This window comes from Yersinia sp. 2545 StPb PI, assembly GCF_052217125.1.
GTDB lineage: Bacteria > Pseudomonadota > Gammaproteobacteria > Enterobacterales > Enterobacteriaceae > Yersinia > Yersinia enterocolitica_E.
This window is the reverse complement of sequence record NZ_JAZGPY010000001.1, coordinates 2,488,605-2,507,992: the sequence shown is the minus strand read 5'-3', so window position 1 is coordinate 2,507,992 and position 19,388 is coordinate 2,488,605. Positions and strand designations below refer to the sequence as shown.

Below are 19,388 nucleotides of genomic sequence, written 5' to 3'. Positions count from 1 at the left end.
TTTTCTTTGATGCATTTTTGCGGTGAATGATGCGACTTTTTATTGCTGAAAAACCCAGTTTGGCGCGGGCGATTGCCGATATTTTGCCAAAGCCGCATCGTCGAGGCGATGGATTTATTGCCTGTGGCAGTGATCAAATGGTGACTTGGTGTGTGGGTCACTTGCTGGAACAGGCCCAACCTGATGCTTATGACAGCCGCTATGCACGTTGGTCGTTAGCTGATTTACCTATTATTCCTGAAAAATGGCAACTACAGCCTCGGCCCTCGGTCAGTAAGCAATTGAATGTTATCAAACAACTTTTGCAACAGGCCGACGAAGTGGTGCATGCCGGTGACCCAGACCGCGAAGGGCAACTGTTGGTTGATGAAGTATTGGATTACCTCGATTTGGTGGCAGAGAAGCGGCAAAATGTCCGCCGTTGCCTGATTAACGATCTCAACCCGCAGGCAGTGGAGCGTGCGGTGGAGCGTTTGCGTTATAACCGCGAGTTTATCCCGTTATGTGTTTCGGCATTGGCCCGCGCCAGAGCCGATTGGCTATATGGCATCAATATGACCCGTGCCTATACTATTCTTGGGCGTAATGCAGGTTATGATGGTGTTTTGTCAGTAGGGCGGGTACAAACGCCGGTATTAGGCTTGGTTGTCCGCCGTGACGAAGAAATTGAAGATTTTATTCCCAAAGACTTTTTCGAAGTTAAAGCCCATATTGTCACGCCTGCGGATGAGCGTTTTATTGCCCTATGGCAGCCGAGTGATTCTTGCGAGTCATATCAGGATGAAGAAGGGCGCTTGTTGCATCGGCCACTGGCTGAACATGTGGTTAATCGCATCACGGGTCAGCCTGCATTTGTAACTTCCTATAATGATAAACGGGAATCAGAAACCGCACCGTTACCCTTTTCCCTTTCGACATTGCAGATTGAAGCTGCTAAACGCTTCGGTTTGAGCGCTCAACAAGTTCTGGATATTTGTCAGCGTTTATATGAAACGCACAAATTGATTACGTATCCGCGTTCAGATTGCCGATACCTACCAGAAGAGCATTTCGCTGGGCGTCATTCGGTATTGAATGCCATCAGCATTCATCAGGCTGACTTATTGCCGTTGGAGGTAATGGACAGTGATCGGCGTAATCGCTGCTGGGATGACAAAAAAGTCGATGCCCACCACGCCATTATCCCAACAGCACGGGCCAGTAAGGTGAATCTAACCACTGATGAAGGCAAAGTTTACCGATTGGTAGCACAGCAGTATCTGATGCAATTTTGTCCAGATGCACAATTTCGTAAATGTGTCATTGAGCTCGATATTGCTGGCGGCAAGTTTGTCGCTAAGGCCCGTTTTCTGGCGGAGGCGGGGTGGCGTACCTTGCTTGGTAGCAAAGAGCGCGATGAAGAAAATGAAGGCTCGCCGTTGCCGGTGGTGGAGAAAGGTGCTGAATTATTGTGTGAGCGGGGTGAGGTTGTTGAACGGCAAACTCAGCCGCCACGACCATTTACCGATGCCAGTTTATTATCAGCGATGACCGGAATCGCGCGGTTTGTGCAGGATAAAGAGCTGAAAAAAGTGTTACGTGCAACGGATGGGTTGGGGACTGAGGCAACACGAGCTGGGATTATTGAGCTACTTTTCAAACGTACTTTTTTATTCAAAAAAGGGCGTTATATTCATGCAAGCCCTGCGGGAAGAGCATTGATTCACGCGCTGCCTGATATTGCTGCACGGCCCGATATGACGGCCCATTGGGAATCGACACTGACACAAATCAGTGAGAAAAATTGTCGTTATCAGGATTTCATGCAGCCACTGGTGGCAACATTGCAAGATTTAATCAGTCAGGCAAAACAAAATCGTTCACCTCAGGTTTTTCGCGGGTTGCCAGCAGCACCGTCTGGGGCGATAAAGAAACGTAAAAAAGCACCGTCCAAAACCAAGGATAATAAGTCATGAGAATATTGTTATTGCTAGGTTGTATTGGTTTTGCCTCGCTTATTTCTGCAGCGGCGATGGCCAATCGTAACAATGTCGATGTTGTTGTTCCTTTGCCACCTGAAATATGGAATAACTCATCAAATCGCAACACGAATAATAATCCGTGCACTCGCTGTTGTGTCTATCAAAATCAGAATTATTCTGAAGGTGCTGTATTGCGAGTTGAAGGTGAAGTGTTGCAGTGTGTGCGTGATAGCAGTGTGATCGGTACCAATCCATTGATTTGGAAGCGGTTGACCAGATAACAGGCTAACGTTTCTGGGCAATAAAAGCATCTAAAAGCGGAACATCGGCGGGTGCCAGAGGGTAACGGTAAGCCTCCTCTGGTGCCAACCAGACCACTGCGGAGTGACAATGCAATGCTAGCTTGCCGCTGAAACTCTCAACGAGCCAGGCATGCAATCTGATGGTCTGTTTATCTGAATCCCATTGATTGGTGGCGATATATCGGGTCACTGATGCCTCAATATTTAACTCTTCGGCCAGTTCACGTATCAGAGCCTGAGGTTGGTTCTCTCCCGCCTCAACTTTCCCTCCAGGAAACTCCCACAAACCGGCCTGATCACGGCATGAGTCCCGCTGAGCCAGCAGAATCTTACCATTTTGTTCAATAATGGCGGCGACAACATCAATCATTTTTTGTTTACCCAGCTTTGGTCGCGTATTGGTAAGTGGTAGGCCCATTTTGATAGGGCCTCCACTTATGTCATCAGAGCGCGAATTCAGACCATACTGGCGCGTGGTCTGAGGGTTTTTCCATGCCGCGAATTGCATAATCAATTCCTGTCGCAACGCAGCGGGTAGCCAGTGGCTGACTTGCCAACAATAAATCTATACGCAGGCCTCTATTCTCATCAAAACCACGGGAGCGATAATCAAACCACGAAAATTGATTGTTACACTCAGGATTAGCTGCACGGAATGTATCAACCAGCCCCCAGTTTTGTAAACGCTCCAGCCAGGCACGCTCTTCAGGCAGAAATGAACACTTACCTGTGCGCAGCCAACGTTTACGGCTCTCTTCGCCAATACCAATATCCAGGTCAGTTGGACTAATATTTAAATCCCCCATAATCAGTACCTGAGCATCTGCTGAAAGTTGTTGTTCCAGATATTGTTGTAAGTCAGCATAAAAACGCTCTTTTGCTGGAAATTTTATGGGGTGATCACGGCTTTCTCCTTGGGGGAAATAGCCATTAATAACAGTGAGAGGACCATTTGGCGTTGCAATATCAGCCATTATAATACGACGTTGAGCATCTTCTTCATCAGTAGGGAAGCCACGACGAACAGCCAATGGTTCATTTTTGGTTAACAGCGCCACACCATAATGACCTTTTTGCCCATGATAAAAAACGTGGTAACCATGCTGACTGACATCCTCAAGGGGAAACATATCATCATGTACTTTCGTTTCCTGAAGGCCGATAACCTCTGGTTGATGTTGCTCGATTATCGCCGCTAGTTGATGTGGTCGAGCACGTAGGCCATTGATATTAAAAGAGACAAACTTCATGGTTAGCACCGTTTATTCGATAAAAATGATTTCAGATATTAGCAGATACTGAATAAAAATGTAACGCACAGGTAAAGAATAAAGAAATTGGATAATACCGATTGATAACGAAAGTGAAATAAAATAATACCAATGAATTTAGTTGGTAAGTCTATTTGCCATTTATAGCTATTAAAATTTAAGTCGCCATTCAGATATCTATTTATGCTTTAAATTAATTATCTGGAAGTGACCACTATTAAAATAAAACGTGAACGGTGGTTTTGTATTTGTAAATATCAATTGTAAATTCAAATTATATATTTTTTGTGAATGTAGTGCAGGGTTATTAGCGGTGTAACCACCTTGAAAGTTAAAGGGTGAAAATATCGTTTTTTTATTCTTTGCAATGGAGTTATTCATTTTAACTACCAGAGCTATCCGATTCCAGCTACGTATGTTAACTGATTTTGTAACGGGGTGGATAAAAAATAGTTATTAAATATCATAGAACTACGAATGGTTGTCTGTTAGAACTATGTGTAATGTTGAGATGCTAATAGACAGAGTCTTACAGTTTTTTCGTAAAAAACGACATCAAAGTATTAATTTCTACGCAGTAATAAATTTTTATAATTTACCTTTCAATTATTTTAAATGCAATTTATATAATAAACTTATTTAATGTTGAATGTTATCTACAGCTAGCCTTGTGCATGTTGACATGCCTGTCATTTTTTCTGATAAATTTTTACGCAAAGGATTAGTGAATTATGTTTCTATCTCGAAAGCTAGAGGCTTTTATGGCCGTAGTCGAAAATGGCTCGCTGAGTAAGGCCGCAAGGGTGATGAACAGGACTACACCTCCGGTAGCAAAGTCGATCAAAGACTTTGAAAATATAATAGGAAAAAAACTTTTTAAAAGAGAGAAATTTGGTATGAGTTTAACAAGGGATGGTGAGATTTTATATAATGATCTAAAAGATTTATATCAGCAAGAAAAAGAAATCACAAAAAAACACCTTACTGGGCACGTATCGAATGTCATCAATATTTACTACGATTGGGGTAAAAGTGAGAACTTGACAAAACTCTATCGGGAGGCAGAAAAGAATAACATTCAAGCTAATATAATTAAATTTTACTATGAAAATATTGATGAAATTGGAGACTATGATGGAAATTCACTTATCCTGTCATCAGAAAAAATCTCTAGCGAAAGATTTACGTTGTTAAACGAAGTGCCAGACAGTGGTTTCGGTATCTATGGACGCAAAGATATAATAAATGAAAGTCAAGATATTATAAATATTCTCCACAAGAATGTTTGGTTGTGCAACCCGACACTATATAGAAGTGACTTTGTTAAGAATCTTGAAGAATCAGTTAAAAAACAACATGATAAAGTTAGTGTTAGGCAGGTGGATAACCTGGCTTGCTGCCTAAACTTTATTTACTCTGGTCGCTATATATGTATTACAGATTCAATAATGGATGATTTCAATGGTGATTCTAAACTGGATTTTATAAATTTAGCCAGTTTTGAAAGTGAGAATAAGTTATATTTTTATAAATCACGCTCACATTCAAGTGTATTAAATAGACTTATTGAGTACATTCATACGATGGTATAAAACTATCTAGACTATTAGCCGGTTGTATCGCTACCCTCGGCGACCTTCCCTGATGGCAATATCTTTGATTTTTATTGTTTTTATTGGATTGGAATAACTCTAGGAGATGGTGGTGGGGGAAGGATTATTCGTCACTGCGTTCCTCACCCTTCGGGCCGCCGCTGCGCGTCGTTGTCTCGCTACGCTCGGTGCGAACCTTGTCGAAGGTTCTTACCTTCCCTGATGGTAATATCTTTGATTTTTATTGTTTTTATTGGGTTGGAATAACTCTAGGAGATGGTGGTGGGGGAAGGATTCGAACCTTCGAAGTCGATGACGGCAGATTTACAGTCTGCTCCCTTTGGCCGCTCGGGAACCCCACCACTGAATTTGTGGTTTTTATTACTAAGATACTTGGCCGTATCTGTGATGCTACCTTGTCGAAGGTTCTTACCTTCCCCTTAAATGCTCATCTCGATTTATTAATTTGCGGATAAGTTTAAAGTTCAAGGTAAAAATGGTGGTGGGGGAAGGATTCGAACCTTCGAAGTCGATGACGGCAGATTTACAGTCTGCTCCCTTTGGCCGCTCGGGAACCCCACCACTGGCCTAACTGCTTATCAATACTGTCTTGGTAAGCGGGGCGCATCATATCAAATGAAGCGCCCCTGTAAAGACTTGAAATGAAAAAAATAAGTTGTTCGGTGCTTTTTTGTTCTTGAAGATGTTTATCTGGGCAAAAAACATCTGTTTATTGCGCGCTTACAGGATAACGGTGCGGTTACCGTAAACAAAAACACGTTGTGCTAAAACACGATACAGAGCACGACTCAGAACGTTTTTTTCCACATCTCGCCCGGCTCGCATCATATCTTCAGCCGTGTACGAATGATCGACGTGAATAACATCTTGCATGATGATTGGGCCTTCATCCAGGCTATCGTTTACATAGTGAGCCGTGGCACCAATAATTTTCACCCCCCGCTCATAAGCCTGGTGATAAGGGCGAGCACCGATAAATGCAGGCAAGAATGAGTGGTGGATATTAATAATCTGGTAAGGGAAGCGTTGAACAAAGGCTGGTGTTAGCACCCGCATATATTTGGCCAGAACCACGTAGTCTGGTTGGTATTGTTCAATTTGCTCAATCAGACGTTGGTCATGTTGATCACGAGTCAAACCTTCGTGGCTGATGAGATGGAAAGGGATATCAAAGCGCTCCACTAAATTCTGTAGTGCATCATGATTGCCAATCACCGCCGCAATTTCAACATCCAGACCACCATAGGCACTCTTCATTAATAAGTCGCCGAGGCAATGTGCTTCTTTGGTGACCATAATGACAATACGGCGACGCCCTGCGGTATGTAATTCGCGGTTGGTGCCTTCGGGTAAAGCATCATCTAAGTCTGCCAGCAGGGTAGTATCGTTAAAAATACCTTCAAGCTCTGTACGCATGAAAAAGCGGCCAGTCAGATGATCAACAAATTCATTATTCTGCACGATATTCAACTGGTGCTTGTAACAAATATTGGTAATTTTTGCGATTAAGCCTTTAGCGTCAGGGCATATAGTGCGTAACACTTTCTTTTGTACATTCTGGTGTGGCATAAGGTGGTAAATCCTGTCTTAACAGTACTTGATGTTATGTAAATGTTTGATGCTACGGTCCGTAATGAAACGATTTTACTGTTAATGCCCGCAGCATTTCTTATATTTTTTCCCTGAACCGCAAGGACAGATATCATTTCTACCCACCGACGGCCGGACTCCGTCGATATAGTACCAGTGTTCTTTTATTCGAAGGAAGCGGGAACGTTCATGCATTGTGCTTATCTGCATATTATTTGGATCAGTAAAGCGGGCAATGAACTCAACAAAGGCTTCGTCATCATGACTGCCAGTAGTTTCTGCAATAACTGTTAATCCGTGCCATACAGTATTGGTGAAGCTTTGAATTATTCCATCTCGCCATTCTTGTGCCTTGCAGTCTGGATGCCAGGTTTTAATCAGATAGTCCGCATCCTTTTTTACATAGGCGCTATAGCGTGAGCGCATCAGTATTACAGGTTTGGCCGCAACTTGCGTGTTAAGGATATAAGGCGCACAGCATCGTTGATATTCAAAGCTGCTGCCACATGGGCACTGTTCTGACAAAATTTCTCCGAAAAACCAATAATGCCATCTTATCTGCGAATGAATGGTCAGCAACAGAAGAAGGCGGGCAATCAAATAGGGGCAAATAGGGCCTTATCTTACCTAATCACGGGATGAGGTTCAAAGTTGATAATTTTGCGCGGGATATGGGGTGAACTTAAGTTTTGTGATGTTGCTCACAAAAATAGTTGACCGGCGTTTCATTATGGAGTAACTTAATAACTGTGATGTGTATCACATAAAAATAATGATATTTACAGGAGCAACCCATGAAACTGATCAATAAAGTTATCGCTATGTTCGAAAAAATGACTGTCTCATTTGGTACTATTAACGGTTAATTATTTCCTAAATAATCCGTAAGAATTCATAATATTCTGAGAAAGGTCGAGTTATAGTTAATAACACTATAGCCCACGAGAGCTAACGGTGAAATGACAGCATGTAACGCGATTATCTATTTATTGAATCTTATATTACTAGATAATATTAAATCTTTTAATTTGTCTTAACTCCGAATATTTACTCTGAATAGCCACTACTATAGTGGCTATTTTGCTGTGTTATGTCGAGTGTCAAAGCAATAAAGTCAAAAATAGCAACGGTTACTGAATGAACTGAGTGCTACCTCTCTGTTTTATCTTTTACTTAGTGACAACTAGCCACTGTTTTTACCATATAGAAACTAAGTGGGTCGTATTGATAACAACCAAATTCAGACGTAAATTCAAAGCCTAATCGCTGGTACAGTTTTACCGCTTCAGGTTGATGAATCCCTGTCTCCAAATAAACATATTTTAAATTCAAAGAGATAGATTTTTCGAGCAGTGCTGTAACTAGCATTGACGCAATGCCATGACCTCGGCAGTCAGGGATGACAAAAACGCGCTTAATCTCAGGATATGTACTTTCGGGTTGGAAAAGAATGGCGCATCCCACAGCGCGACCTTGTCGTGTTGCAATATAAACGAATGTTTTTTTCTGAGCCATACTCTCAATCGACTCTGTATGATTACTTTCAGCCGGATAGAGTGCTTCTTGATACGCATCTAATTGAGCAATTAATGCAATAAGATCTGGATTAAATAGATCGGTTTGGCATATTTCAATATTCACAGTATATCCTTCCACTTACAGCCTATATCTTAGTAATGAAATGTAAACTATTTGTATCAATTTACCAGAAGGATAAATGTTAACTATAGTTCAATCAGTAGGGTTATAGCACTGGCGAGTAAATATGGATTTTTCCTCTGAGTGAGCGCTAAGTTGTTGCGTGCTAGCGTTAAGAGCCAAGCGGCAGTGTCGATAACAAAATCAGAGTCTGATTTATTTAGTTGAGCGGTAAAGTGCCAAATTGATCGAAAATGGACGAAATAAAAATGAGAAAAATTAAGATTGGACTGGCACTTGGCGCGGGTGCCGCGAAGGGATGGGCACATATCGGGGTCATTAACGCGCTAGGAAGAATGGGCGTCAAAGTTGATGTTGTTGCCGGTTGTTCGGTTGGTGCCTTGGTTGGTGCAGCGTATGCCAGTGATCACCTGAATGTGATGGAACGCTGGGTTCGTTCGTTTAAATATTGGGATGTTATTCGATTGATGGATTTCTCCTGGCGTCGTGGCGGATTACTGCGGGGTGAGCGGGTTTTTAATGCTGTAAACCAAATAATTGAAGTGCAGGACATTACTGAATGTAAATTGCCCTTTGGGTCTGTTGTAACCAACTTAACGACGGGCCGTGAGTTATGGCTTACTGAGGGGGATATTAAACAGGCAATTAGGGCTTCATGCAGCATGCCTGGATTGCTTTCTCCTGTCCGCTTCGGTAGCTATTGGTTGGTTGATGGTGCAGTAGTCAATCCTGTTCCTATTTCTTTGGCAAGAGCAATGGGCGCTGACATTGTGATTGCCGTTGATTTGCAACATGATGCACATCTGATTCGGCAAGATCTGTTTTCCTCACAATCATCTCCTGAAGGTAAACCCCCGGAGATGCCAGCAAGTTGGCATCTGCGCTTAAAAGCACGAATAACCAATATGTCAGGTAATCCAACGATGGCCGTTCCCAGCGCCATGGAGATAATGTCTACCTCAATACAGGTATTGGAGAACAGATTAAAACGTAACCGTATGGCAGGAGATCCTCCCGATGTGTTGATCCAGCCCTACTGCCCACAAATATCAATGCTGGATTTCCATCGGGCGGATGAAGCCATTGCCGCTGGACAATTGGCTGTGGAGAAAAATATAGAGCAGTTACGTCCTTTGGTAGGGGGCTGATGAGTAACAAATGTGTGTGAGTAAAGCAGTACGTAACAATTTCAGACAAGCACAAACAGCCATTTTGGGCCACTATTACGTTTAAGGTTAGCAAGAGAAGCAGTACATGGAAAAACCATTAGCAGGTAAAAATATTTTAGTCGTCGAGGACGAAACGGTCTTCCGTACTGTAATCACTGAGTTTCTAAGGGCACTCGGTGCGGCAGTCCAGCAGGCAGAAAATGGCCTGGAGGCGTTAGAGCAGATTAAGGTCCAATCACCTGACCTGATACTCTGCGATCTCGCTATGCCTAAGATGGGAGGGATCGAGTTTGTTGAGCGTTTACTCATGCAAGGAGTAAAGATCCCTATTTTAGTTATATCGGCTACTGATAAGATGACTGACATTGCTAAAGTCATGCGTATGGGCGTGAAAGACGTACTGTTGAAACCGATCGTGGATTTAAATCGGTTACGTGAAGCGGTGCTGGCATGCCTTTATCCCATACTGTTTACCTCTCATGCAATTGAAGAGACAGAACTTATCCAGGATTGGGATGCATTACGTAAGAATCCTCATGATGCAGCGCAGTTACTTAAGCAATTGCAACCACCGGCACAGCAAACCATTGCACACTGTCGGGTAAATTACCGGCAGTTAACGATGGTCGAGAAACCGGGATTAGTCCTTGATATCGCTGCATTATCAGATAAGGACCTGGCATTTTATTGTCTGGATGTCACCCGCGCCGGGGATAACGGAATTTTAGCCGCACTATTATTACGCGTGTTATTTAACGGGATTCTTCAAGAGCATTTGGCACATCAACAACAGCGTTTACCGCAGATGTCAACGTTACTTAAACAAGTTAACCAGTTACTAAGACGTACTCATTTGGATGGGCAGTTTCCTTTGCTCGTTGGTTATTATCATGTGGAATATAAAAATTTAATTCTGGTTTCGGCTGGTCTTCACGCGAATGTTAGTGCGGGTAAAAATCAGATTCAACTTAGTAATGGTGTGCCTTTAGGTACGTTAAAAACAGCACATTTAAATCAAATTAGTCAGCGTTGTGAAGCATGGCAATGCCAGGTATGGGGAGGAGGGAGTCGATTGAGGTTGATGCTTTCAGCCGATGAATAGTTTATATTTTGAAAGTATTACTCAATAAATAGTTCACGTAATTTATGTATCTTGCTCACTTATTCACTGCTATGACCCTCCAAGTCTCAATGGTTCTATAACGAATCTACGAAATAAACCTCATTTGTTTCAATCAATGAGTATGCCCGAGATGTAAGAAATATCGGTTGATATACTTTCCTCCTTACTTGTGGCTGAAAATTTTCAGTTAACTTTTATTATTCGCTGGCAATAAGGTTGGCTACCTCAGGCTAAATTAAGGTTAGGTCTTGATAATGGTCGGCGGTGTGTCTCTTATCGAATTCCAACTTGAGGATTGATTGCATGAAAGTGACGGTTTTTGGTATCGGTTATGTAGGACTGGTTCAGGCAGCAGTACTTGCCGAAGTTGGTCATGATGTCCTGTGTATCGATATCGATGCAAACAAAGTTTCCGACCTACAAAAAGGCCGTGTCGCTATTTTTGAACCAGGATTAGCGCCATTGGTAAAAGAAAACTACGACGAGGGCCGGCTTCGATTTTCAACAGATGCCGAAGCCGGTGTTGCTCATAGCACGATTCAGTTTATTGCGGTTGGTACTCCTCCTGATGAGGATGGTGCGGCTGACCTTAAATATGTGTTAGACGTTGCCAGCACTATTGCGAAATATATGGATGCGCCTAAAGTTATTATCGATAAATCAACTGTGCCAGTGGGTACCGCGGAACAAGTGCAGCAAAGGATTAAAGCGATTTTACAGCAACGTGGACAAGATATAGCTTTCAATGTGGTATCGAACCCTGAATTCTTAAAAGAAGGCGCTGCTGTTGCTGACTGTAAGCGGCCTGAGCGTATCGTTATCGGAATTGATACTGATGATAATGGTGTGATTGATTTAATTAGCGAACTATACGAGCCATTCAACAGAAATCATGACCGCATGTTAATTATGGATGTCCGCAGTGCAGAACTGACCAAATATGCAGCAAACGGTATGTTGGCGACAAAAATCAGTTTCATGAATGAGATCGCTAATATCGCAGAGCGGCTCGGTGCAGATATCGAAAAAGTACGCCAAGGTATTGGCTCAGATTCTCGCATTGGCTACCATTTTATTTATTCTGGTTGTGGTTATGGTGGTTCCTGTTTTCCAAAAGATATCCAAGCATTAATTCGTACTGCAGAAAATTGTGGCTATCAGCCGCAACTGTTGCGTGCAGTGGAGAGAATCAATAACGAACAAAAGTGTAAGTTAACTGAATTTATTCAATACCATTTTGATTCGCAGCTTGCAGGGAAAACATTTGCACTCTGGGGATTAGCATTCAAACCCAATACAGATGATATGCGAGAGGCCCCCAGTCGGATTTTGATGGAGGCTTTATGGCGCGCTGGCGCTATTATTCAAGCTTATGATCCAGAGGCAATGGATGAAGCTCAGCGTATTTATGGTGCAAGGGATGACCTAAAGTTAATGGGGACAAAAGAATCAGCGCTACAAGGGGCGGATGCTCTGATTATTTGTACTGAGTGGCAGAATTTTAGAGCACCTGATTTTGATATGATCAAGCTCCGATTAAAACAGCCGGTTATCTTTGATGGGCGTAATTTGTACGATCCAGAACGGTTAAATAGCCGAGGTTTTACCTATTATGGGATTGGTCGGGGTACATCGATTAATCGAGCGTAATAAGTTCTAAAGATGATTTTATGTGTTGGGTACAAAACTTAATTAGTTTCTGTTTTGTGCTCAATCTTCATGCCGTAGGGCGGGGGTGACACAACTCTTTCACTCCAAGATTCTCATATATCACAATATTATGGGAAATTTAGTCAGTTATATCGATTATTGTATTGTTATAAATTAGCAGAGCATTCTTATAGATTTACAAGCACAGTGATAACTAAGGGGTATTTATCGAATGCGATATGTTTAGGTTAGGTGCTCCTTGGCAATTGTATGTTAATTCAACAGCCGTATTGATAAGGATTTCAACTATGATTGCAGGGCAAGAGGGAGGTAAAAAAATACCCCCCGTATAATAGGAGGGTACTTTTATCATAATAGTAAATTAACTAATACTATTACAGCAGGAAATCATCCAGTGATTTACCTTCGTCTTCAATGGCTTTCTTAATCACTGCTGGAGTACGGCCTTGGCCTGTCCAGGTTTTAGTTTCGCCATTCTCGTCTACATACTTATATTTAGCTGGGCGTGCAGCACGCTTAGCTTTAGTTGTAGCTTTAGTTGCACTCATAGTTTGCAGCAGTTCATTTGGATCAATACCGTCTGCAATAAGCATTTCACGGTATTGGCTCAATTTACGTGTGCGTTCTTCAATTTCAGCTTGTACTTGAGAATCTTCTTCGCGGCGTTCGTTAACGACCACTTCAAGCTTCTCCAGCATTTCTTCTAAAGTTTCAAGAGTGCATTCACGCGCTTGTGCACGCAGAGTACGGATGTTGTTAAGAATCTTTAACGCTTCGCTCATTGTCCTGGTCTCAAATTATAATTGGTGGGGGGGCGTCTGGATAATAATAGAGTGCTATTTTAATTTCTGCAATAGACAATTTGATTAGCATCCTCGAATTTACGTATTTTATTAGCGAAAAGTTGCTGCTTGCTACTAATAAGCGATGGCGGTTTGTTATTCTCCGTAGTGTTTTTAACGTAAAAGTTCATTTTGCTCGCTAATGACCCTACGCGAAAACATGATTTTCTCACTAAGTTATAAGTTTGCTTTATATCAATAAAGCAAAAATAGACGACTTATCGTGCTAGCGTGTGCAATAACTGATCATGCAAAAAGTGCGATATTGATATAGCTATGATGAAAGATTGAGTAAGGGAAAAAGCATGCTGTATTGGTTTTGTCAGGTTCTGACAATATTTGTTATCACTATTTTACCAATTAACCATGGTAATACATTACTTGTATCATTAATGAACCAATCGCGGTACATCCTATCCGACCCTATTGCTATCCCACTCACCTAATCTGGTTAATGTTCAAGCAGCATACGTTCGCTGTATCAATATTGTGAGATTGGTCATGTAATGTACCTAATAATAGCAAGGTGCTTCAAATGAAAGTCTCGGCAGCTACATTAACGCTACCATTACTTAATATAGAAAACAGTAATATAGAGAAGTAGTCTGCTCCTCGTTAAGTCTGAATTTATGATAAACTTGATACTCGTTGTCATTGTGACCATTTATTATACCACTGGAGTTACGGGCCCATGGCTCAACTTTATTTTTATTACTCTGCGATGAATGCAGGGAAATCCACCGCGCTGTTGCAGTCTTCTTATAACTACCAAGAGCGGGGCATGCGTACCTTGGTGTTTACAGCAGAGATAGATAATCGCTTTGGTGTCGGGACTGTCAGTTCGCGTATTGGCCTGTCCTCACAGGCGCTGCTTTATAATAGTGGAACTTCACTATTATCCATTATTGCCACTGAGCATCAGGAAAAGCCTGTTCATTGTATCTTGCTAGATGAATGCCAATTTTTGACCAAAGAGCAAGTTCAGCAATTGTGTCAGGTGGTGGATGAACTGCATATCCCGGTATTGTGTTACGGTTTGCGTACCGATTTTCTCGGCGAACTATTTCCCGGTAGCAAATATTTGTTGTCGTGGGCTGACAAATTGGTTGAACTGAAAACAATTTGTCATTGTGGCCGCAAAGCAAACATGGTGCTGCGGTTAGACGAACAAGGCAGAGCTGTGCATGACGGCGAACAAGTCGTTATTGGTGGTAACGAAAGCTACGTTTCTGTTTGTCGCCGCCATTATAAAGAGGCGATTAAAGCGGCTTCTCTCCAAAATCCTTCCTAGATACTCATTGTCCACCAAGGATGCCTCACGGGATTTCTTATTGAAGCTGTGGGGTAACCAACCTTTTGCTGAGTTTACGCCATATGAAGCCATACAGCTTTATCCCTCGTATTTATGCGGGGTGAAAAGCCTTGGTTTAACGTTATATCCTGGACTGGGTCATTATTTTGGCTTTATCGCCACATTTTCTACAATCTTACAAAATTAATAAAAGACACGGTGTTGATCCTAATATCTCCTTAATCAATAGCCGATTCGGGGGATGACGTTATAACGCATTAGCTTGGGTATAGCAGGGGTTGGTGGCGATGTGGCAAGCCGTATTGAGATTAGTCAGGGGATTAGATGCGTGGTCCGTAGGAACGGACTATGGTGATTTGAGCGGTTATATACCAAATGTTTTTAAGTGTGCTTATAAAAAGAAACCCCCAACAGCAATGGCAATTGGGGGCTATATCTTCTGTTGTGTAACCCCCAGCTATAAATGGGGGTTACACATTAAGATTACTATTATTTCTTGGCTTTCTTTTCAGCTTTTGGTGCAGGAGCTGCTGTAACAGCAACTTCTTCACGGTCAAGTTCTTCGCTAAATTCGCGGCCGTAATAAGTATCCATCAAAATCTGTTTCAACTCAGAGATCAGCGGGTAACGTGGGTTAGCACCGGTACACTGGTCATCAAATGCATCTTCAGACAGTTTGTCTACTTTAGCTAAGAAATCAGCTTCTTGAACGCCAGCTTCACGAATTGATGCTGGGATACCCAACTCTGCTTTGATTTCATCTAACCAAGTCAGCAGTTTCTGAATTTTCTGTGCAGTACGGTCGCCCGGAGCACTCAGACCCAGATGATCTGCAACTTCAGCATAACGACGGCGCGCTTGTGGGCGGTCATATTGGCTGAAAGCAGTCTGCTTAGTTGGGTTGTCATTCGCGTTATAGCGAATAACGTTAGAAATCAACATGGCGTTGGCTAAGCCATGCGGGATATGGAACTCAGAACCCAGTTTATGGGCCATTGAGTGGCAGACACCCAAGAAGGCGTTAGCAAAAGCGATACCCGCGATGGTTGCGGCATTATGTACACGCTCACGAGCCACTGGGTTTTTAGCACCTTCATTGTAGCTGGCTGGCAGGAATTCTTTCAGCAGTTTCAGCGCTTGCAGAGCCTGGCCGTCAGAATATTCATTCGCCAATACAGAAACATAAGCTTCCAGAGCATGAGTTACTGCGTCCAGACCACCGAAGGCACATAAAGACTTAGGCATATTCATGACTAGGTTGGCATCAACGATTGCCATGTCTGGAGTCAATGCGTAGTCAGCTAATGGGTATTTCTGGCCTGTTGCATCGTCGGTAACTACCGCAAATGGTGTCACTTCTGAACCGGTACCTGATGTGGTGGTTACCGCGATCATTTTCGCTTTCACACCCATTTTCGGGAACTTGTAAATACGTTTACGGATATCCATAAAGCGTAATGCCAATTCTTCGAAGTGGGTTTCAGGGTGTTCGTACATGACCCACATGATTTTGGCTGCATCCATCGGTGAACCACCACCCAGCGCAATGATCACGTCTGGTTTGAAGGAGTTCATCTGCTCGGCACCTTTGCGCACGATGCTCAGGGTAGGGTCCGCTTCTACTTCGAAGAAGACTTCAGTCTCGATACCGTGAGATTTCAGCACGCTGGTGATTTGATCGGCATAACCGTTGTTGAACAGATAGCGGTCAGTCACGATGAAGGCACGTTTTGCACCGTCAGTTGCCACTTCTTCCAACGCGATAGGCAGAGAGCCACGACGGAAGTAAATAGATTTCGGTAGTTTATGCCACAACATGTTTTCTGCTCGCTTAGCCACAGTTTTCTTGTTGATCAAGTGTTTCGGCCCAACGTTTTCAGAGATGGAGTTACCACCCCATGAACCACAACCTAGCGTCAGAGATGGCGCCACTTTGAAGTTGTACAGGTCACCGATACCACCATGAGAGGCAGGGGTGTTGATTAGAATTCGGGCGGTTTTCATTTTATCGCCGAAATACTTAACGCGTGCAGGTTGGTTATCCTGGTCGGTATACAGGCAAGATGTATGGCCGATACCCCCCATTTCTACCAGTTTTTCCGCTTTATCAACTGCGTCTTCAAAATTCTTCGCACGATACATCGCTAAAGTAGGCGACAGTTTTTCGTGAGCAAATGGTTCTGACTCGTCAACAACCTTAACTTCACCGATAAGAATTTTGGTGTTGCTAGGAACTTTAATGCCAGCCATTTCAGCAATTTTAGTTGCTGGCTGACCAACGATAGCGGCGTTTAAACCACCATTTTTCAGAATGATATCCTGAACTGCTTTCAGCTCTTTACCTTGTAACAGGTAGCCACCATGGGAAGAGAAGCGCTCGCGAACTGCGTCGTAAGCTGAATCAACCACGATGATAGATTGTTCAGAGGCACAAATCACACCATTATCAAAGGTTTTTGACATCAAGATAGATGCAACAACACGTTTAATATCAGCGGTTTCGTCAACCACAACAGGAGTGTTACCTGCACCAACACCGATAGCCGGTTTACCTGAGCTATAAGCTGCTTTAACCATGCCTGGGCCACCGGTTGCCAGAATCAGGTTAATGTCAGGGTGGTGCATCAGTTGGTTAGACAACTCAACTGTTGGCGCATCAATCCAACCAATAATATCTGCTGGCGCACCTGCGGCAATAGCGGCTTGAAGCACGATATCTGCAGCTTTATTGGTTGCGTCTTTAGCACGTGGATGTGGAGAGAATACGATACCGTTACGCGTTTTAAGGCTAATTAATGCCTTGAAAATAGCGGTAGAAGTCGGGTTAGTTGTTGGCACGATACCGCAGATTAAACCAATAGGTTCAGCGATAGTAATTGTACCGAAGGTTTTATCTTCTTCTAAAATGCCACAAGTTTTTTCATCTTTGTAGGCATTGTAGATGTATTCAGAAGCAAAGTGATTCTTGATCACTTTATCTTCAACAATACCCATACCTGATTCCTCTACCGCCAGCTTGGCCAGGGGAATACGGGCATCCGCTGCAGCTAGAGCTGCGGCACGGAAGATTTTATCAACCTGCTCTTGAGTAAAGTTGGCATACTCGCGCTGGGCTTTCTTGACGCGTGCTACTAGCTCGTTAAGTTCAGCGACATTCGTTACAGCCATAATGCTCTCCTGATAATGTTAAACTCTTTTAGTAAATGAGCTGTTGAAGCAACTAGTATAGTCAGGCTCTAGTATGCCGTAAGGTCAAATAGAGCTAGTTTTATAGCTTACTTTCCCATTTTTTACCGCTGATTTACTGAAAGAGCTTTTGTTCCACTAAGAATAAGATGAGGGGGAAAATATCATTTTCAACCTTTATACTCTGTTTCTCAGTGAACTTACTCTCTACCACTGCTCAGAGCTTAACTATTCTTAGGTATGTTTTTCGTGATTTAAATCACAAAATCGTCAAGCTGACACCATTCAGCAATTATTTGTTGAGAGTAATTATCATTAACATGAATAAATTGATAATTCATGACGTTAAAGCTTCATTAACACCACAGGACATTAACAAGAGTTATCATTTTAAACGGTAAAAATTTACCTTGTATAAATGCTGTTTTATTACATAGATTCCTATGACTAATTCCATTACATTAGCGCGCACATCTGTAGAAGAGCGCCCTAAGGGTGATTTTTAGTGAAAAGAACTGTGGTCAGAGGCTTGAATAATGCAGGTGCCATTCTGCATGGTTGCGACATTATTTTTGTCGCGAATTTTCCAGGCACGGGCTATAAGGTGTGTTGTCTTGGGGCATTAAATTATAATGGCCTGTTATCTGTGACGTTTTTATCAGCTATTGCGCGGAGTGATGTGTGAGTCAATCATTGTTGGACCTTTCAGGTTACATCAAGTTTTTTGTTGGCTTATTTGCACTGGTAAACCCGGTAGGTATATTGCCGGTATTTATCAGTATGACCAGCTATCAGGCAGCGGCTGGGCGGGATAAAACTAACCTGACAGCTAACCTGTCAGTGGCGATTATCTTGTGGATATCCTTGTTCTTGGGGGATGCCATTCTGAAAATTTTTGGTATTTCCATCGACTCATTCCGTATTGCCGGTGGGATTCTGGTCGTCAGCATTGCGATGTCGATGATCAGCGGCAAACTCGGTGAGGATAAGCAGAACAAGCAGGAAAAAACCGAAACGGCGGTCCGTGAAAGTATCGGTGTTGTGCCACTCGCATTGCCCCTGATGGCAGGGCCAGGTGCCATCAGTTCAACAATTGTTTGGAGTTCCCGCTATCACAGCTGGCAGAATTTGTTAGGCTTGACGGTGGCTGTGGCCTTGTTTGCGTTCTGTTGCTGGTTGCTATTCCGGGCGGCTCCGCTGCTGGTTCGGCTGTTAGGGCAAACCGGTATTAACGTTATAACGCGTATTATGGGGTTGTTGCTGATGGCATTAGGCATCGAGTTTATTGTCACCGGTATCAAAGCGATTTTCCCCGGATTACTTTAATCTATCCCCATATCCCACGGTATGTAGGTCACCGGTATTATTACGGGTGACCTTTGCTGTTTTTCAGCCTGGTATTTAAATATCTAAGCATTATTTTAGTGCAGAATATGTATGTAATTTAATCTATTGCACTTAAATGCTGCAATAATGCTATCTCTATAAAGATAATTTGGCTTAAGGCTTATTTACTCATCTTTAATAAATCATTCAGTGACCCTCAGAGTAAACTAAATACGCTATTTGTTGTTAAAATGCTCACATCATTCTGTAGGGCTTGTGCGGAATTTATCTAGGTGTTATTAGTGATTACTCTGTAATCAGTAGGTGTTTATTCTGGTATTAGTGCTAATGTTAACTTTATGT

General features: G+C 42.7%; 15 protein-coding genes, 2 tRNA genes and 1 other RNA gene. 8 read left to right on the top strand and 10 right to left on the bottom strand.

What is annotated here, in order from left to right; translation table 11 throughout:
- The first annotated feature begins 29 nt into the window (after positions 1-29).
- Both V1955_RS11615 and V1955_RS11610 read left to right on the top strand, forming a co-directional pair.
- The gene (locus V1955_RS11615; protein ID WP_193784666.1) at positions 30-1,955 is read left to right on the top strand and encodes a DNA topoisomerase III; all 1,926 of its coding nucleotides are present in this window, start codon (positions 30-32) and stop codon (positions 1,953-1,955) included.
- Positions 1,952-2,242 carry a DUF1496 domain-containing protein gene (locus V1955_RS11610; RefSeq protein WP_083158960.1) on the top strand — a complete coding sequence of 97 codons (291 nt, stop codon included), beginning with the start codon at positions 1,952-1,954 and terminating at the stop codon, positions 2,240-2,242. The genes V1955_RS11615 and V1955_RS11610 overlap by 4 nt, the downstream gene beginning before the upstream one ends.
- A gap of 4 nt (positions 2,243-2,246) precedes the next feature.
- Here V1955_RS11610 and V1955_RS11605 read toward each other — a convergent pair whose 3' ends face one another.
- Positions 2,247-2,633 carry a pyrimidine (deoxy)nucleoside triphosphate diphosphatase gene (locus V1955_RS11605; protein ID WP_083163659.1) on the bottom strand — a complete coding sequence of 129 codons (387 nt, stop codon included), beginning with the start codon at positions 2,631-2,633 and terminating at the stop codon, positions 2,247-2,249.
- A 73-nt stretch (positions 2,634-2,706) separates the two neighbouring features.
- A complete protein-coding gene (gene xthA, locus V1955_RS11600; protein WP_083158959.1) occupies positions 2,707-3,513 on the bottom strand; it encodes an exodeoxyribonuclease III in 807 nt (268 codons plus the stop codon).
- Between the two features lie 752 nt (positions 3,514-4,265).
- Between xthA and V1955_RS11595 the strand changes: the two genes are divergently transcribed.
- Positions 4,266-5,126: a LysR family transcriptional regulator gene (locus V1955_RS11595; RefSeq protein ID WP_083158958.1), complete on the top strand. Its 861-nt coding sequence runs from the start codon at positions 4,266-4,268 to the stop codon at positions 5,124-5,126.
- A 107-nt stretch (positions 5,127-5,233) separates the two neighbouring features.
- On the opposite strand, the gene V1955_RS11590 is transcribed toward V1955_RS11595, so the two are convergent.
- The 6 genes from V1955_RS11590 to V1955_RS11565 form a co-directional block, all read right to left on the bottom strand.
- A non-coding RNA gene (locus V1955_RS11590) (RtT sRNA) lies at positions 5,234-5,360 on the bottom strand.
- Positions 5,361-5,403: 43 nt separating this feature from the next.
- Positions 5,404-5,488: transfer RNA gene (locus tag V1955_RS11585), tRNA-Tyr, on the bottom strand.
- A 135-nt stretch (positions 5,489-5,623) separates the two neighbouring features.
- A tRNA-Tyr gene (locus V1955_RS11580) sits at positions 5,624-5,708 on the bottom strand.
- 159 nt (positions 5,709-5,867) lie between these two features.
- On the bottom strand, positions 5,868-6,716 hold the full coding sequence (gene purU, locus V1955_RS11575; protein WP_025378136.1) for a formyltetrahydrofolate deformylase: 849 nt from the start codon (positions 6,714-6,716) through the stop codon (positions 5,868-5,870).
- 81 nt (positions 6,717-6,797) lie between these two features.
- Complete coding sequence (locus V1955_RS11570; RefSeq protein ID WP_083158956.1) at positions 6,798-7,262, bottom strand: YchJ family protein; 465 nt, start codon at positions 7,260-7,262, stop codon at positions 6,798-6,800.
- Between the two features lie 648 nt (positions 7,263-7,910).
- Positions 7,911-8,378, bottom strand: a complete 468-nt coding sequence (locus V1955_RS11565; protein WP_420073316.1) for a GNAT family N-acetyltransferase — start codon at positions 8,376-8,378, stop codon at positions 7,911-7,913.
- Between the two features lie 266 nt (positions 8,379-8,644).
- Here V1955_RS11565 and rssA point away from each other — a divergent pair, with 266 nt between their 5' ends.
- The 3 genes from rssA to V1955_RS11550 all read left to right on the top strand — a co-directional run bounded on the left by rssA (position 8,645) and on the right by V1955_RS11550 (position 12,338).
- Positions 8,645-9,544 carry a patatin-like phospholipase RssA gene (gene rssA / locus V1955_RS11560; protein ID WP_442820915.1) on the top strand — a complete coding sequence of 300 codons (900 nt, stop codon included), beginning with the start codon at positions 8,645-8,647 and terminating at the stop codon, positions 9,542-9,544.
- A gap of 106 nt (positions 9,545-9,650) precedes the next feature.
- Complete coding sequence (gene rssB, locus V1955_RS11555) at positions 9,651-10,667, top strand: two-component system response regulator RssB (protein ID WP_083158953.1); 1,017 nt, start codon at positions 9,651-9,653, stop codon at positions 10,665-10,667.
- A gap of 324 nt (positions 10,668-10,991) precedes the next feature.
- Positions 10,992-12,338: a UDP-glucose dehydrogenase family protein gene (locus V1955_RS11550; RefSeq protein WP_442820914.1), complete on the top strand. Its 1,347-nt coding sequence runs from the start codon at positions 10,992-10,994 to the stop codon at positions 12,336-12,338.
- Positions 12,339-12,733: 395 nt separating this feature from the next.
- Here V1955_RS11550 and hns read toward each other — a convergent pair whose 3' ends face one another.
- Positions 12,734-13,141 (bottom strand): histone-like nucleoid-structuring protein H-NS, encoded by a 408-nt coding sequence (gene hns, locus V1955_RS11545; RefSeq protein WP_083158951.1) that lies wholly within the window; start codon positions 13,139-13,141, stop codon positions 12,734-12,736.
- Between the two features lie 751 nt (positions 13,142-13,892).
- Here hns and V1955_RS11540 point away from each other — a divergent pair.
- Positions 13,893-14,492 (top strand): thymidine kinase, encoded by a 600-nt coding sequence (locus V1955_RS11540; protein ID WP_372558957.1) that lies wholly within the window; start codon positions 13,893-13,895, stop codon positions 14,490-14,492.
- Between the two features lie 510 nt (positions 14,493-15,002).
- On the opposite strand, the gene adhE is transcribed toward V1955_RS11540, so the two are convergent.
- The gene (gene adhE / locus V1955_RS11535) at positions 15,003-17,681 is read right to left on the bottom strand and encodes a bifunctional acetaldehyde-CoA/alcohol dehydrogenase (protein ID WP_420073318.1); all 2,679 of its coding nucleotides are present in this window, start codon (positions 17,679-17,681) and stop codon (positions 15,003-15,005) included.
- A 699-nt stretch (positions 17,682-18,380) separates the two neighbouring features.
- Between adhE and V1955_RS11530 the strand changes: the two genes are divergently transcribed.
- Complete coding sequence (locus tag V1955_RS11530; protein ID WP_050101351.1) at positions 18,381-19,025, top strand: YchE family NAAT transporter; 645 nt, start codon at positions 18,381-18,383, stop codon at positions 19,023-19,025.
- The last annotated feature ends 363 nt before the right edge of the window (positions 19,026-19,388 follow it).

What these genes read in the sequence shown, in the direction of transcription:
- rssA (WP_442820915.1), top strand. Translation starts at nt 8,645, where the DNA reads ATGAGAAAAATTAAGATTGGACTGGCACTTGGCGCGGGTGCCGCGAAG.
- adhE (WP_420073318.1), bottom strand. Translation starts at nt 17,681, where the DNA reads ATGGCTGTAACGAATGTCGCTGAACTTAACGAGCTAGTAGCACGCGTC.
- purU (WP_025378136.1), bottom strand. Translation starts at nt 6,716, where the DNA reads ATGCCACACCAGAATGTACAAAAGAAAGTGTTACGCACTATATGCCCT.
- xthA (WP_083158959.1), bottom strand. Translation starts at nt 3,513, where the DNA reads ATGAAGTTTGTCTCTTTTAATATCAATGGCCTACGTGCTCGACCACAT.
- hns (WP_083158951.1), bottom strand. Translation starts at nt 13,141, where the DNA reads ATGAGCGAAGCGTTAAAGATTCTTAACAACATCCGTACTCTGCGTGCA.
- V1955_RS11595 (WP_083158958.1), top strand. Translation starts at nt 4,266, where the DNA reads ATGTTTCTATCTCGAAAGCTAGAGGCTTTTATGGCCGTAGTCGAAAAT.
- V1955_RS11550 (WP_442820914.1), top strand. Translation starts at nt 10,992, where the DNA reads ATGAAAGTGACGGTTTTTGGTATCGGTTATGTAGGACTGGTTCAGGCA.
- rssB (WP_083158953.1), top strand. Translation starts at nt 9,651, where the DNA reads ATGGAAAAACCATTAGCAGGTAAAAATATTTTAGTCGTCGAGGACGAA.
- V1955_RS11610 (WP_083158960.1), top strand. Translation starts at nt 1,952, where the DNA reads ATGAGAATATTGTTATTGCTAGGTTGTATTGGTTTTGCCTCGCTTATT.
- V1955_RS11605 (WP_083163659.1), bottom strand. Translation starts at nt 2,633, where the DNA reads ATGATTGATGTTGTCGCCGCCATTATTGAACAAAATGGTAAGATTCTG.
- V1955_RS11615 (WP_193784666.1), top strand. Translation starts at nt 30, where the DNA reads ATGCGACTTTTTATTGCTGAAAAACCCAGTTTGGCGCGGGCGATTGCC.
- V1955_RS11540 (WP_372558957.1), top strand. Translation starts at nt 13,893, where the DNA reads ATGGCTCAACTTTATTTTTATTACTCTGCGATGAATGCAGGGAAATCC.